This window comes from Sinorhizobium sp. M4_45, assembly GCF_002885915.1.
GTDB classification, from domain to species: domain Bacteria; phylum Pseudomonadota; class Alphaproteobacteria; order Rhizobiales; family Rhizobiaceae; genus Sinorhizobium; species Sinorhizobium meliloti_A.
The window spans coordinates 237,747-253,099 of the sequence record NZ_NWVE01000002.1 but is presented as its reverse complement, the minus strand read 5'-3'; the positions used below and the strand labels follow the sequence as shown (position 1 = coordinate 253,099).

10 protein-coding genes and 1 tRNA gene are annotated in these 15,353 nt (G+C 62.6%); 4 read left to right on the top strand and 7 right to left on the bottom strand.

What is annotated here, in order from left to right; genetic code table 11:
• Nucleotides 1–424: 424 nt before the first annotated feature.
• Nucleotides 425–889, bottom strand: a complete 465-nt coding sequence (gene rirA, locus CN933_RS06825) for an iron-responsive transcriptional regulator RirA (protein WP_018094280.1) — start codon at nucleotides 887–889, stop codon at nucleotides 425–427.
• 189 nt (nucleotides 890–1,078) lie between these two features.
• Here rirA and CN933_RS06820 point away from each other — a divergent pair, with 189 nt between their 5' ends.
• A complete protein-coding gene (locus CN933_RS06820; protein ID WP_102761373.1) occupies nucleotides 1,079–2,119 on the top strand; it encodes a Fe(3+) ABC transporter substrate-binding protein in 1,041 nt (346 codons plus the stop codon).
• 149 nt (nucleotides 2,120–2,268) lie between these two features.
• Here the strand turns inward: CN933_RS06820 and CN933_RS06815 are convergent, their stop codons facing one another.
• Nucleotides 2,269–3,765, bottom strand: a complete 1,497-nt coding sequence (locus tag CN933_RS06815; protein ID WP_018094278.1) for a CoA-acylating methylmalonate-semialdehyde dehydrogenase — start codon at nucleotides 3,763–3,765, stop codon at nucleotides 2,269–2,271.
• A gap of 115 nt (nucleotides 3,766–3,880) precedes the next feature.
• On the opposite strand from CN933_RS06815, the gene CN933_RS06810 reads away from it, so the two are divergent.
• Nucleotides 3,881–4,762, top strand: a complete 882-nt coding sequence (locus CN933_RS06810; RefSeq protein ID WP_018094277.1) for a LysR family transcriptional regulator — start codon at nucleotides 3,881–3,883, stop codon at nucleotides 4,760–4,762.
• 71 nt (nucleotides 4,763–4,833) lie between these two features.
• Here the strand turns inward: CN933_RS06810 and CN933_RS06805 are convergent, their stop codons facing one another.
• The 4 genes from CN933_RS06805 to phaP1 form a co-directional block, all read right to left on the bottom strand.
• The gene (locus tag CN933_RS06805) at nucleotides 4,834–6,072 is read right to left on the bottom strand and encodes a D-arabinono-1,4-lactone oxidase (protein ID WP_018094276.1); all 1,239 of its coding nucleotides are present in this window, start codon (nucleotides 6,070–6,072) and stop codon (nucleotides 4,834–4,836) included.
• Nucleotides 6,073–6,082: 10 nt separating this feature from the next.
• Nucleotides 6,083–6,850, bottom strand: a complete 768-nt coding sequence (locus tag CN933_RS06800) for an SDR family NAD(P)-dependent oxidoreductase (protein ID WP_018094275.1) — start codon at nucleotides 6,848–6,850, stop codon at nucleotides 6,083–6,085.
• A gap of 314 nt (nucleotides 6,851–7,164) precedes the next feature.
• Nucleotides 7,165–7,241: transfer RNA gene (locus tag CN933_RS06795), tRNA-His, on the bottom strand.
• Between the two features lie 161 nt (nucleotides 7,242–7,402).
• Nucleotides 7,403–7,849 carry a phasin PhaP1 gene (phaP1, locus tag CN933_RS06790; RefSeq protein WP_003527110.1) on the bottom strand — a complete coding sequence of 149 codons (447 nt, stop codon included), beginning with the start codon at nucleotides 7,847–7,849 and terminating at the stop codon, nucleotides 7,403–7,405.
• A gap of 232 nt (nucleotides 7,850–8,081) precedes the next feature.
• Between phaP1 and CN933_RS06785 the strand changes: the two genes are divergently transcribed.
• Together CN933_RS06785 and CN933_RS06780 are read left to right on the top strand one after the other, a co-directional pair.
• Entirely contained in the window at nucleotides 8,082–11,477 is a 3,396-nt protein-coding gene (locus CN933_RS06785) for a PAS domain S-box protein (RefSeq protein ID WP_018094274.1), read from the top strand.
• A gap of 122 nt (nucleotides 11,478–11,599) precedes the next feature.
• Complete coding sequence (locus CN933_RS06780; protein ID WP_018094273.1) at nucleotides 11,600–13,282, top strand: ABC transporter permease; 1,683 nt, start codon at nucleotides 11,600–11,602, stop codon at nucleotides 13,280–13,282.
• A gap of 6 nt (nucleotides 13,283–13,288) precedes the next feature.
• Here the strand turns inward: CN933_RS06780 and CN933_RS06775 are convergent, their stop codons facing one another.
• Nucleotides 13,289–15,241, bottom strand: a complete 1,953-nt coding sequence (locus CN933_RS06775) for an acetoacetate--CoA ligase (protein ID WP_018094272.1) — start codon at nucleotides 15,239–15,241, stop codon at nucleotides 13,289–13,291.
• Between the last annotated feature and the right edge of the window lie 112 nt (nucleotides 15,242–15,353).

Below are 15,353 nucleotides of genomic sequence, written 5' to 3'. Positions count from 1 at the left end.
CGCAATTTATCTGACACGGCATGACGTTTACACCCGGTCAAGGGCGGATGGAACGACATTTGGCGTCGCAATGCAATAAGTCGCTTTGGAATTTTGTCTATGCGAAAAATTCTTCCGCAAACAGAGCATGCGGAACTATCCCCGACTTTCGCCGGCAGCCGCGGTTCCGGGGCAAGCAATGCGAGTCGCGAACTCTCAAGGGGAATGCAGATAAACTCTAAGCTGCGCTGTCGAAGGGAAACATTCGACCTCGAAAATGCTCGCTACCTTCAAGGTGCCGAGATCGCCCGCCGGAAGCAAGACTGTCGACTGGAAGCAGCAGTTCGCGGATGAGTTGCCGCCAGCGTGCGCGGGTTTTCCGTCCCGCTCTCACGCTGCTTCAGGGCAGAGCCTCTCGGCCACAAGCTCGCAGACGCGAGTGAACTCAGGCGGCCGAGGTCTGCGGGCGCACCGGCTCTTCCAGGCCCAGGAGGAAGTTGATCTGCGGCCTGGCCTTGACCAGGTCGTCGATCGTGTATCCCTGAAGCACTTCGAAAAAGGCGTTCAGCGCCTTGCGCAGCGCGGCGTTGAGGCCGCAGCTGTCCACCAGCGGGCAGTCGATCTCGCCCGCCTCGAAGCATTCCGCCATGGCGAAACTGTCTTCCGTGACTTTGACGACGTCGAAAAGGGTGATCTCCGACGCCGGCTTCGGCAGGCGGACGCCGCCGTTGCGGCCGCGCACCGTCTCGACCAGGCCGGCTCTCGTGAGCGGCTGCAGAATCTTGAAGAGGAACAGCTCGGATACGCCGTAAGCCCTGGCAATCTCGGGAATGCGGCTGAGCTTCTCGCCGTTCGCAGCACAGTACATCAACATGCGTACCGCGTAGTTGGTTTGCTTCGTCAGACGCATTTTTTGCTCCGGATTCGATAAATTCGTGCCTCATCATATAGGACGGATCGCAGTTTGGAACAATTCCAAAAAGTGGAAATATTCACGAAGGTTATCTCTTTACCTTTTCGCTGTTGACTGACGCGCCGGCGGACGGCAGAAATATGATTGAGTTAGTTAAGTTTAAAACACGAAAAAGGAGAGAGCACCATGCAAATTTCAAAAGCGCTGATCGGAGCGCTGTCCGTAGCGGCGACGTTTCTTGCCTCTACGGCGGTCCGAGCCGACGGAGAGGTCAACATCTACTCTTACCGGCAGCCGGACCTCATTAAGCCGCTTTTGGACGCCTTCACCGAGAAGACGGGCATTACGACCAACGTCCTCTTCCTCGACAAGGGTCTTGTCGAGCGCATCCAGGCTGAAGGCGCAAACTCTCCAGCCGACGTGATTCTGACCGTGGACATCAGCCGCCTGACCGAAGCGAAGGACGCGGGCGTGACGCAGCCGGTCGTCAACGAGACCATCAACAAGGACATTCCCGACCATTTCCGGGATCCGGACGGCAACTGGTTCGGCCTGACGACACGCGGCCGCGTCGTCTATGCCTCGAAGGAGCGCGTAGCGCAGGACGACATCACCTATGAGGAACTCGCCGACCCGAAGTGGAAGGGCAAGATCTGCACCCGCGACGGCCAGCACTCCTATAATGTCGGCCTGTTCGCCTCCATGATCGCCCACTACGGCGAAGCCGAAGCGGAAAAATGGCTGACCGGCCTCAGGAACAATCTCGCCAAGAAGCCGGACGGCGGCGATCGCGACCAGGCCAAGGCGATCTTCGCCGGCGAATGCGACATTGCGCTCGGCAACAGCTACTATGTCGGCCTTATGATCACCAACGAGAAGGAGCCCGAGCAGAAGGAATGGGCTTCGGCGATCAAGGTGCTGTTCCCGAACACCAAGGACCGGGGCACGCATGTGAACATCTCCGGCATGGCGCTCGCCAAGAATGCGCCGAACAAGGAAAATGCCCTCAAGCTCATGGAATTCCTGTCGGAAGGCGAAGCGCAGAAAATCTATGCCGAACAGGTCTTCGAGTATCCGGTTCTGCCGGGCGCCGAACCGTCGGAAGTCGTTAAGTCCTTCGGTGAGATCAAGCCGGACACGCTGCCGCTTGCCGAAATCGCGGCAAACCGCAAGAAGGCCTCGGAAATCGTCGACAAGATCGGCTACAACGACGGCCCGCAGGACTGAGACCGACGATCTAAGCAATACGAGGACGGCGGGCGCATGCCCGCCGTTTTCGTGACGGCTCCAGTGGGACGAACGGTTATTCGCGCCGCCTCGATCCAATCCGGGGCCTCCCGAAGGAGGCCCCAGTCGGTCAGGCGTTCGCTGCCGCGTTATCGCATCGTCGGTATCGAGAACTCGGCCCCATCCTTGATGCCGGACGGCCAGCGGGACGTGATCGTCTTCGTCCGCGTCCAGAATTTGATCGAGTCCGGCCCATGCTGGTTGAGGTCGCCGAAGGACGAGGATTTCCAGCCGCCGAAGGAATGGTAGGCGAGCGGAACCGGGATCGGAACATTGACGCCGACCATGCCGATATTGATGCGGGAGGCGAAGTCGCGCGCCGCATCGCCGTCGCGGGTGTAGATGGCGACACCGTTGCCGTATTCGTGCTTCATCGGCAGCGACAGGGCCTCTTCGTAATTCCTGGCGCGGACGACCGACAGGACGGGTCCGAAGATTTCGGTCTTGTAGATGTCCATGTCGGGTGTGACGTCGTCGAAGAGGCAGCCGCCGATGAAGTGGCCGTTCTCATAGCCCTGCAACTTGAAGTCGCGGCCGTCGACCACGAGCTTCGCACCCTGCTCGATGCCGCTGTCGATCAGGCTGCGGATGCGCTGCTCCGCCTCCTTGGTGACGACGGGGCCCATATCGGCCTTTTCGTCGGTATAGGGACCGATGCGCAGGCTTTCGACCATCGGAACAAGCTTGTCGATCAGACGGTTTGCGGTTTCCTCGCCGACCGGAACGGCGACCGAGATCGCCATGCAACGCTCGCCCGCGGAACCGTAGCCGGCGCCGATGAGTGCGTTGGCCGCCTGGTCAAGGTCGGCGTCCGGCATGATGATCATGTGGTTCTTTGCGCCGCCGAAGCATTGCGCACGCTTGCCGTTCATCGCAGCCGTGCCATAGACGTAGCGGGCGATCGGGGTCGAGCCGACGAAGGAAACGGCGGCGATATCGGGATGCGTCAGGATCGCATCCACCGCGCCCTTGTCACCGTTGACGACGTTGAGGATGCCCGCCGGCAGACCGGCTTCGATCATCAGTTCGGCAAGGCGGATCGGCACGGAGGGATCGCGTTCGGAAGGCTTGAGGATGAATGCATTGCCGCAGGCGATCGCCGGGGCGAACATCCACATCGGGATCATGCCGGGAAAATTGAACGGGGTGATGCCGGCGCCGACGCCGACCGGCTGGCGGATCGAGTACATGTCGATGCCGGGACCCGCGCCTTCGGTGAATTCGCTCTTCTGCAGGTGTGGAATGCCGATGACGAATTCGCAGACTTCGAGGCCGCGCACGATGTCGCCCTTGGCGTCGTCGATGGTCTTGCCGTGCTCGCGGGAAAGCATCTCGGTCAGCTCGTTCATGTTGTCGTTCAGGAGCTGGACGAACTTCATGAAGACGCGGGCGCGGCGCTGAGGATTGGTTGCGGCCCAGTTGGGCTGGGCAGCCTTGGCGCTCTCGACGGCGGCGGCCAGGTCCGCGTCGCTCGCCAGCGCTACGGTGCCTTGAACTTCGCCCGTTGCCGGGTTGAAGATGTTGCTGACGCGACCGCTCGTGCCGGCAACGCGCTTGCCGTCGATAAAATGACCGAGTTCATACATGAGTGTTTCTCCTGACCCTTGATTGTGCCCTCATGATCGCACTACGATTTCAACAATTCAATTTCCGAATTTCAGGAACCGTTGTGCACAAATTAAAGCCCATGAAAGCGTTCGCATGAACTGGGACGACGTCCGGGTATTTCTGGCCGTCGCTCGGACGGGCCAGATCCTCGCCGCCTCGAAAAGGCTCGGCATCAATCACGCGACGCTCAGCCGGCGGGTTACCGCGCTCGAGGAAAAGCTGAAAGCGAAGCTCCTCATCCGGCGTCCCAACGGCTGCGAACTAACGGCCGAAGGCGAGGTCTTCTTTGCCGCGGCCGAGCGCATGGAAACCGAGATGCTCGCCGCCCAATCGCAGGTCGGGCGGATCGATACGGCGATCGCGGGCACGGTGCGCATCGGCGCCCCTGATGGTTTCGGCGTCTCGTTCCTGGCGCCGCGTCTCGGGCGGCTCACGGCACGTTACCCGGAACTGAAGCTCCAGCTCGTTCCTGTTCCGCGCTCCTTCTCGCTGTCGCAGCGCGAGGCCGATATCGCGATTACCATCGAACGGCCGGAACAGGGGCGGCTCGTCTCGTCCAAGCTTACCGATTATACACTGGGCCTCTACGCATCGGCAGAATATCTTGGCCGCTACGGCACACCCGGGTCTGTCGACGATCTCAAGAACCATCGCCGGATCGGTTATGTGGAGGATCTGATCTTCACGCCGTCGCTCAATTTCTCCAGCGAGGTCATGCGCAGCTGGAATGCCTCCTTCGAGATCTCCAGCGCCACGGGCCAGACCGAAGCCGCCCGCTCCAGCGCCGGCATCGGCATCCTGCATAACTACATCGCCCGGCAATATCCGGAGCTTGTACGCCTGCTCCCCCAGACGACGATCCGACGCGCCTACTGGACGACCTATCACGAGAGCGCCCGCGACCTGGTGCGCGTGCGCACGGTCGCAGCGTTTCTGCAGGAACTGGTGACGGCGGAGCATCAGATATTCGTTTAGAGCGGGATGAGGAAAACTGTGTGCGGTTTCGGCCGCATCCCGCGTGTCAACTCCACCTGAAATCATGAAGGTCAGCCGAGCAGCATCTTCAGATGGTCGTTCAGGAAGCGCCCTTTCGGGTCCAGTTCCCTTCGCAGCGCGCGGAAGTCCCCGGCACGCGGATAGAGATGCGTCACATCGTCGGTGTCGAGGAAATGCATCTTCCCCCAATGCGGCCGCGAGTCGTATCCGCGCAGGATCTGGTCGACGTCCTTCAGATATGCCCAGTAATCGATCCCCGGGCCGCCCGAGACGGAGAGCGTGATGCTGTCCTGGTGATGGAAGGGGCTCATCCACGCCGGATCGCCGGCGGTGAAGCGATATTCGATCGGATAGATGCAGTTCGTATGCTTGTTGAGCATGAGATCGCGCACGGCTCTGACTGCTGCCTTGCCGTGTTCGAGGGGCACCGCATATTCGAGTTCGACGAAGTTGGGGACGTATTCGATGGGATAGACTTCCGAACTGTAGGCGATCTTTTCGAACTCGCTCTCCATGGGCGCTGCGTCGGTGATATCCGTCACCTTCATTTCGCAGACATCGGCCAATTTGTTCGTGGACGAGACGGCCGAGGTATCCGGCAGGCAGTAGAGGTGACGGCTTTCCGGCGTCGGGCACCAGAAAAATCCGAAATGCCGGTGATTTGCGGCCAGTTCGTCATGGCGCTCGATGCAGGTCTCGAAGTCGTCACGCCACAGCCGCTCGTGCAGGTTATAGGCGTCCATGACGTTGAGCGTCATGGACGAGATGACGCCGAGCGTGCCGACCGAGACCTGAGCCGCGTGGAGGAGTTCTTCGTGGCTCCCATCGATGTCGAGAATTTCCCCGTTCGCCTTGACGATCCTCATTCCGGCGATCGAAGACGCCATGTTTGCGAGCTTGATCCCGGTCCCGTGGGTTCCGGTGGTAAAGGCGCCGGCGACCGCCTGGCTGTCGATATCGCCCTGATTGATCAGCGACAGTCCGTGCTGCTTCAGCGTCTTGCCCACCTCGTTGATGCGCGTTCCGCCTGCCACGGTAATTTGCTTGCGCGCCTTGTCGACGTTCTGAACGCCCCTGAGATTTGCCAGCGACAAAAGGAGACCGCTGGTCCCTACGACCGGCGTGAAGGAGTGGCCCGAACCCGAGACGCGCACTCCGAGATCCCGCTTGTCCGCCTCTGCGACCAGTTCGGCCAGTTCGGACTCGGATTCGGGCGAGGCCTTGTATTGCGATACGCAATACTGATTGCCTACCCAGTTCCGCCAGACTCCACCTTTCTCGAAAGCCATGTTTCTCCCCTCACACCGCTGTAAAACAATTGTCGACGAACAGATGGGCGCCGCTGACGAAGCTTGCGTCGTCGCTCGCAAGATAAAGGGCGGCCTTGGCGACCTCGTCCGGCCGGGACATCCGCCCCTGCTGGGCGGCGATCGCCGCCTCGGAGACATCGACCCCGTAGCGGGTCAGCTCCTCGACTTCCCTTTGGCCGTGCGCCGTCTGGATGAAACCGGGGCAAACCGCATTGCACCGGATGTTCCGATCCCTGAACTCCACGGCGACGGATCGGGCGAACATGTGGCACGCCCCCTTGGTCGTATTGTAAAGAACCTCCATCGGCGTTGCGGCCACCGCCGATATGGAAGAGGTGCAGACGATCGATCCGCCTCCGGCGTCGATCATCTGGGGAAGAACGGCGCGGGTCATGAGGAACATGCTGCGCACGTTGACGGCCATCAGCCTGTCCCACTCGTCGACCGTGGTCTCCAGAAACGGCCGAATGACGATGGTGCCCGCGTGATTGAACAGGACCGTGATCGGTCCGAGTTCTCCCGAAACCCTCTCCACCGCTTGCGTTACCTGACGTTCGTCCGACACGTCGGCCGAGGCGAATGCCGCTCTGAAGCCCTCGCTGCGGAGGCGGGCGGCGATGGCCTCGCCATCGCTCTGCGGGAGATCCACGATCCCGACCGCTGCGCCCTCCCGAGCGAAAAGTTCGGTGGCGGCGAGACCACACCCCCCTGCCCCGCCGCTGATAAGCGCAATTTTTCCGTCCAGTCGACCAGCCACGTGCTCCTCCAGCCGTCGTCGTGCTGCCTGCCGGCGCGGCCTGGAACGGCTCTCTCAGCGTCTTGATGTCCAGGTCGGCTAAGGCAGCTATGATGCTTGTCCCACTCGGTGAGAATGCCGCAGCGTGACGAAGCAGTCTATATTCCAGAGGTGATAAGGTCGGGGCCACATCCCCGACGCAACGAGGATTGAGTGCGGCGAGCGCAGAAGGCCGAAGTGCCAGACCTATCGGCGTTTTCGCCGCCTGGGCATTCGACCACAACCACGAGCCTTGCGGATCGTGGACCGGCTGGAAGGATATGTCTTGAAAGAAATGGTACGGTTGGGTGGTCTCGAACCACCGACCTCAGGTGCCACAAACCTGCGCTCTAACCAACTGAGCTACAACCGCACTCGACGGGCGACTCCAATGTTATTCGGGTCGTCGCTTGGCGGCTCACATACGGTCACTCACACCGATTTGCAAGCCTTAAGTTCAGATTATCCAGCAAAAAGACCGGATGGCAAGCCACCCGGTCTTTGCTTCGAATCCGATTGAAACGGCGCGGCCGATCAGCCCTTCTTGAGGCTGGACATCGCCTTTTCCGCGGCATCCTTGCCGGGCTTGGCAACGTTCTCGGCGACCTTGCGCGTTGCTTCCTGCATCGTCTTCGCCTGCTCGACGGCAAGCTCGGCCTGCTTGCGGATGAAGGCGGTCTGCAGTTCGACGAGTTCGGAGAGCGACCTCACGCCGAGCAGAGCTTCCATGTGCGAGAGCGAGCTTTCGGCATTGGTGCGCAGCGCGTCGATGGCCTTGAGGCCGAGTTCGACGGTGCCCGATTGAGCGCTCTCGACCGTCGCTTCGACAGTCTTCGCTGCTTCCTCGGTCGCGGTCTTCATCTTGGCGTAGGCTTCCTTCGACTGCGCGGCGCCCTTTTCGGCGAACTCGCGGAAGCTGTCGGCAAACTTGGTCGGGTCGAAAGAGAGGGAAAATGCGTCTTCGGTCTTCCTGGTAGCCATTTCATGCGCTCCTTGGTGTGGCCCTCTTGAGAGGCGCCGTTTTGATTGATGACGGTTCTATAGCGGATTTGGTTGTGCGTTGCAATAAATTTGTGCAGCGCACAATAAACCGTGCACATTAACCTTCCGCGCCGAAAGACGTGGCCGAGGCCGCACCGTTGCTGGACCCTCGCCGATGGGCTGGGTATTAATAGAGCGTTAACGCGCAAGCGATCCGTCAGTAGGTCTGCCGATGCCCGAAAGACAGTACCCCTTCATCGACATTGCCGTGCATGCACGGGTGCGGGAGCATTTTGCCCGGGGGGATGCGTCCGTCCTTTTTTCGAAGAGTGTCGCGCGGGTGCTATGGGCCAACGACCAGGGCGCAAAGCTGTTCGGAACGGCCTCGGTCTACGATTTCATCGATACCGACCTCGATCCGAGCGATCTTTCGCTTCGCCAGCTGCGCGCCGCCGCGGCGCAGCTCGCCGCCGTCGGGGACCGCCGGCAGCTTCTGATCCGTATGGCATCGGGCTTTCGCCGGCTTCCGCTCAACGCCGCCGTGGAGATGATCCGCATCGCGCCCGGGGAAGAGGCAATTCTGTTCACCGCGCCGAACAACGGCAAGGCGCTTTCGGCCGAGGCCCGCGCAGAGGCTATGATTGCCGGGCTCGACGGCCCGGATACGCACATGGCCGTGCTCGATAGCGACGGGTCCATCATTGCCGGCTCGACCGGCTTCGATAGTCTTGGCCTTTCGGCGGATATTCGCCGAACGCTCGTTGCAGCCGCTGCGAACGACAAGGATCGCCTGATCAAGCGTCCGGTCGCGACGGAAAAAGGGCGCCTGCCGGCTGCAGTCGGCAAGATTTCGGACCACCCGGCCCTCCACCTGCTCTTCGCAGTCGAGGCAATTCTCGAAAAACCGGAGACCGAAGAGGCCGTCGGCGGAACAGCGCAGGAGCAGGCGATCCCCGCCGCACCTGCGCCGTCGAGCGAAACACGAGAGGCGGTTCCTCCGTCCGCGACACCGGCGGAGACGGACCAGGCGGAAGCACCCGTTGAGGAAACCGAGGCCCCGGAGGCGGCTGCGGCGAGAGAACACGAAGTGCCTGTCGAGAACGGCACCGCGGAGGCTGCGCAAGGGAAGCTCGCTCCGAAGGACGAGGCCGAGGCGGCCGATCTCGCCGAGCCTGAAACGCCGCTTGAAGCCGAACCGGCTTCCGGCGAACCGGCTGGCGATGCGAATCGTGGCGGCGAAACCGCCGACTTTGCCTTTGCGGCCGGCGGACGGGCGGTTCGGTTCGTTTGGAAGATCGACGCGGAGGGACGTTTCAGCGAAATCTCCGAAGAGTTCGCGTCGGCCGTCGGCCCGAAGGCCGCCGACGTGATCGGCGTGACCTTCACCGATCTCGCCGACCGCTACGATCTCGACCCCGACGACAAGATCAACGAGCTTCTGCACCGCCGCGATACCTGGTCCGGCAAAACGATCTTCTGGCCGGTCCAGGGAACCAATCTCAAGGTGCCGGTCGATCTCGCCGCCCTTCCCACCTATTCCCGTTCGCGCGAGTTCGACGGCTTCCGCGGCTTCGGCATTGTCAGGGTCGCCGACGCCGTGCCGGACGCGAAGGCGGCCGGGCTTTCGCTCGACCGGCCGGCGCCGGCGCCGATCGCGCAGGCTTCAAGCGACATGTCGGCTGAGGGCGCCGATGCGCCGCAGGCCGAGGCTGGCTCCAGGACCGGCCCTGCCGCCGAGAGTGGGAAAGATGCGGCCGAGGCTGCACAGGACGTATCGGAAGACCCTTTCCGCGGCGAACAGCCCGCCTTGCGGGTCGTCGAAACCACCGGACGGCAGGCCTCCGACAAGGTCATCGACCTCGACGAGCGCCGACCGGCGGGAGCCGGCGCGCTGACCCGCGGCGAGCAGGCGGCCTTCCGCGAGATTGCAAGGCAGCTCGGCGAGCATTTCGCCCCTGATCCGCTGCCGCAGGAGGGCAAATCCGAAGGCCGGCCCGCAACGGACACCTCCCCCAGCACGCCGGCTGCCATGGAAGAAAGCCGACAGACGGAGGAAGCCGAGGCGCCAGGCGGACAGCACGATGCGACGCCCGCGGGCGAGACCCCTGCTGCGGCAACGGAGCCCGGCCTCGCCGCACGCAACGGCGCAGCCATGAGCAGCGACATCCTCGACAGGCTGCCGGTCGCGTTGCTGGTTCACCACGGCGACGCCTTGCTGCATGCCAATGCGGAATTCCTGCGGCTGACCGGATATGAGGATCTCGAAGCCTTCGAGCAGGAGGGTGGCCTCGAGGCCCTGTTCGCTCTCGGCAACGAGGCAGGCGCGGCAAAGCCGAACGGAACCATGACGCTGGTCCGCAAGGATGGCAGGCTCGTTCCCGTCGGCGCCCACCTGCATTCGATCCGCTGGGAAGGAAAGAGCGCGCTGATGCTTGCGCTGACCCCGGCCGGCGCAAGCGAAGCGGAGAAGCAGGCGCTCGAAGACGAAGGAGCGGCAGAAGCAAGCCGGCTCCGGATGGAGATCGACGAGCTCCGATCGATTCTGGAGACCGCGACCGATGGGGTCGTGGTCCTCGGACGGGACGGCGACATCCGGACGATGAACCGCTCCGCAAGCGCGCTCTTCGACTATGACGAGGCCGATATGCGCGGAAAGCCGTTCGCCGCGCTCTTCGCCCATGAGAGCCAGAAGGCGGTGATCGACTATCTCCAAGGCCTTTCCGGCCACGGCGTCGCAAGCGTGCTCAACGATGGCCGGGAAGTGATCGGCCGCGAGGCCGCCGGCGGCTTCATTCCGCTGTTCATGACCATCGGCCGGCTCTCCTCCTCCAACGGTTACTGCGCCGTCATCCGCGACATCACCCAGTGGAAGCGGACCGAAGAGGAACTTCGCAACGCCAAGCGCGCCGCCGAGACGGCAAATGCTCACAAGACGGAATTCCTGGCCCGGGTCAGCCACGAGATCCGCACGCCGCTCAACGCCATTATCGGGTTTTCCGACATGATGGCGAGCGAGCATTTCGGCCCCATCGGCCATCCGCGCTATATCGAATATGCCGGCGACATCGGCCGGTCGGGACGGCATGTCCTCGACATCGTCAACGATCTGCTCGACATCTCGAAGATCGAGGCCGGCGAGATGGATCTCGACTTCGGCGCCGTCGATCTCAATGAGGCCGTTTCCGAGGCCGTGTCGCTGGTGCAGCCGCAGGCCAATAGCCAGCGCGTGATTATCCGCACTTCGCTGTCGGGCTCCGTGCCGGAAGTCGTCGCCGACGACCGTTCGATCAAGCAGATAGCCCTGAACATCCTCGCGAATGCCATCCGCTTTACGCCGTCGGGCGGCCAGATCGTCGTGTCGACGTCCTACGAGGCCAATGGCAGCGTCATGCTGAGAATCCGCGACACCGGCATCGGCATGACCCGCAACGAGCTCGACCAGGCTATGAAGCCCTTCCGTCAGGTCACGACCGGCGGCCGCAAGCGTGGCGACGGCACCGGCCTCGGCCTGCCGCTGACGAAAGCGATGGCGGAAGCGAACCGAGCGCAGTTCGCAATCACTTCGGCCCCGAACGAGGGCACACTGGTGGAAATATCCTTTCCCTCACAACGCGTCTTGGCCAATTGAAACCGAATGCTGTAAGGAAATGTTGACCTGAAGGAACCAGTTTGTCGGTTCTCGAAGGTCGAGGAAACTGCGGGCCGTTTCCTCACTCGTCATTTCGATCGGCATTGCTTCGGACGGATCGTTTGCACTTCACCGCCAAAAGCCTCAAGCGGCGCTACGCCAGCTCCGGCACCGGCCTTCACCATCCGCTGCTCACCGGCTGGGCCGGACTCGCCTCCGCCGTCGTGCTCATGCCGATTCTTGCCATTGCGTGGCTCGCCATTTCCGGCGGCACCGCAGACTGGCCGCATCTCATTGAAAACGTCATCCCGCGCGCAACCGGTCGCACGCTTCTCCTGGTCCTGTTCACAGGCACCGCCACCGCCGTGATCGGCATCGTCACCGCCTGGCTGGTGGCAACCTATGAATTTCCGTTACGCCGCTTCCTTTCCGCGGCCCTGGTGCTGCCGCTTGCCATACCGGCCTATCTTTCGGCCTATGCCTTCGGGGAGCTGCTCACCTTCACCGGCCCTGTGCAGGGTCTGATCCGAGCCCTCTTCGGATTTCAGACGAGCCGCGATTACTGGTTTCCCGACGTGCGCTCCCTCGGCGGCGCCGTGCTCGTGCTGAGCTCGGTGCTCTATCCCTATATCTATCTCGCCTGCCGCTCCATGTTCCTCATGCAGGGCCGCGCCGCCGCGGACGTGGCCCGGACGCTCGGCGCCGGACCGCTGAAGGTCTTCTTCCGCGTCCAGCTTCCGATGGCGCGGCCGGCGATCATGATCGGCCTCACGCTCGTTGCCATGGAAACGCTGAACGATATCGGGGCGGTCGAATTTCTCGGTGTGCAGACCCTGACCTTCTCCATCTTCGACACCTGGCTCAACCGCGGCAGCCTCGCCGGCGCGGCGCAGATCGCCTGCATCATGCTGGTTTTCGTCATTGGGCTGATGATGGTCGAGAGGGTGGCGCGCCGCAGACAGCGCTTTGCGAGCCAGAAGACCACGGCCGCAGTTCACGACGCCGCGAGGCTGAAACTTTCCGGCTGGAAGAAATGGGCAGCGACGGCCGCCTGCCTTTTGCCGACGCTGTCGGGCTTTGCCGTTCCATTCCTCGTTCTGGGCGACTATGCCCTGAAACGCCTCGACCAGTTCCTGGCACCCCGCCTCCTGAGTGCGCTGCTAAACAGCATCCTCGTCTCCGGACTGACGGCGTTTGCGACCGTGCTCCTGGGTTTCGTGCTCGCCTATGCCGCGCGCACCGGGCGTTCGCGCATCATCGATATCGCCGGGCGGCTCGCCTCCTTCGGCTATGGCGTGCCCGGAACGGTCCTGGCAATCGGGGTGCTCTTTCCGCTCGCGGCCCTGGACAATGCCATCGACGCCGAGATGCGGGGGCTTTTCGGGATTTCCACCGGCCTGCTCATGAGCGGCACCGGCTTTGCCATCATCTATGCCTGCACGGTCCGGTTCCTGACCATGGCGGAAGGGACGCTCGAGGCCGGCTTCCAGAAACTGTCGCCGCATCTGGACATGGCCGCACGCGCGCTCGGGCGCACGAGCGGCCAGACGCTGCGGGCGGTCCTCCTGCCCATGATGCGGCCCGCAGTGCTGACGGCCGCGCTCCTCGTCTTCATAGAGACGATGAAAGAGCTTTCCGCGACCATCATGCTGCGTCCGTTCAATTTCAATACGCTCGCGACGCTGGTCTACGAGGATGCCTCGCGGGCGAAGGTGGAAGACGCCTCCGTTGCGGCGATGATCATCGTCCTGGCCGGGATGGTCCCCGTCATCCTGGTGTCCCGGTCGCTCGAACGCAGGTCATAGACGAATTCAGCTCTTGAGTTCCTCCAGCCCCGCGAAGAGGTCGAGAGCGTCCGGGTTCGCCAGCGCTTCCTTGTTCTTGACCGGACGGCCGTGCACCACGTCGCGCACAGCCAGTTCGACGATCTTGCCGGACTTGGTGCGAGGTATGTCGGCGACGGCGATGATCTTCGCCGGCACGTGCCGCGGCGAGGCGCCGGACCGGATGCGGTTCCTGATCTCCCTTGTCAGTCCTTCGGTCAGCTCGACTCTGGAGGCCAGCCGCACGAACAGGACGACGCGGACATCGTCCTCCCAGTCCTGGCCGATGCACAGTGCTTCGGCGACTTCATCCATCTGTTCGACCTGATTGTAGATTTCCGCCGTGCCGATGCGCACGCCGCCGGGATTCAATGTCGCGTCGGAGCGGCCGTGGATGACGATGCCGCCATGCGGCGTCCATTCGGCAAAATCGCCGTGGCACCAGACGTTGTCGAAGCGGTCGAAATACGCGGCTCGATACTTCGAGCCGTCCGGATCGTTCCAGAACATGACTGGCATCGACGGAAACGCCCTGGTGCAGACGAGTTCGCCCTTTTCGCCGCGCACCGGCTTGCCTTCGTCGTTCCAGACATCGACGGCGAGGCCGAGGCCGGGGCCCTGGATCTCTCCGCGCCACACCGGCTTCAGCGGATTGCCGAGCACGAAGCAGGAGACGATGTCGGTGCCGCCGGAAATCGAGGCGAGCTGGACATCGCCCTTGATGCCGTCATAGACGAAGGAGAAGCCCTCCGGCGAAAGCGGCGAGCCGGTGGACGTGATGAGCCGCAAGGACGACAAGTCGTGCGTCTTTGCCGGGGTGAATCCACCCTTGCGCACGGCGTCGATATATTTCGCCGACGTGCCGAACACGGCGAAGCGTTCGGCGGCGGCATAATCGAAGAGCACGTTGCCGTCGGGGCAAAAAGGTGAGCCGTCATAGAGGCACAGCGTTGCGCCTACGGCGAGGCCCGAGGCCAGCCAGTTCCACATCATCCAGCCGCAGGTGGTGAAATAGAACAGCCGCTCGCCGTCCCTCAGCCCGCAATGGAAGCGATGTTCCTTGAGGTGCTGCAGCAGCGTTCCGCCGGCAGAATGGACGATGCATTTGGGTACGCCGGTCGTGCCCGAGGAGAACAGTATATAGAGCGGGTGGCTGAACGGCAGGCGCTCGAAGGCAAGCGGTCCGGCCTGGAATTCGGCGATGAAATCGGCAAGCGTCACCCCGCCATCGACGGTCGGCGCAAGCGCGGCACTGTCTCCGGCATAGGGAACGATGACGGTCGGCGCCCCGAGCGCCTTGGCCACCGCACGCACCTTCGCGTCCACGTCCTGCCGCTTGCCGTTATACCAGTAGCCGTCGCAAACGACGAAGAGCTTGGGGGCGATCTGGCCGAAGCGATCGAGAACGCCCTGCTCGCCGAAATCGGGCGAACAGGACGACCAGATCGCGCCGACCGAAGCGGTCGCAAGCATGAGGGCGATCGTCTCCGGCATATTCGGCATCATAGCGGCGACGCGGTCGCCGACGCCGATCCCCTGCGCCTTCAGCGCCTGTTGCAGACGCGACACCAGGGCGCGCAGTTCGTCCCAGGTCAGCCGATAACTCACCTGGTCCTCGCCGCGGAAGATCAGGGCATCGCCGTTCCCCGACTTGCGCAGCAGGTTTTCGGCGAAATTGAGCTTCGCTTCCGGAAAGAAGCGGGCGTCGATCATCCGGTCGCAGTCGACCAGCGCCCTTTCTCCGCCTTCGCCGATCACCTTGCAATGCTCCCATACGGCGGTCCAGAAATCGCCGCGCTCGGTCACCGACCAGTCATGAAAGGCATCATAGTCGGAGAAGCTGCGCCCGAAGCGCTCCCCGCACCAGGCGATGAACTCAGCCATCGGGCTGCGCTCGAGAATTTCCCTGTCCGGAATCCATAAAGGCCGTTCTGCTTGCATGCTTTCCTCCGCTCTTCGGACTTTTCTATATCATGCTGCAGCGCGGAACAAACAGTGCGGATGCGGCTCCGCATGATCGCGACGGCGACATTTCCATGTCAGCGGCATTTGC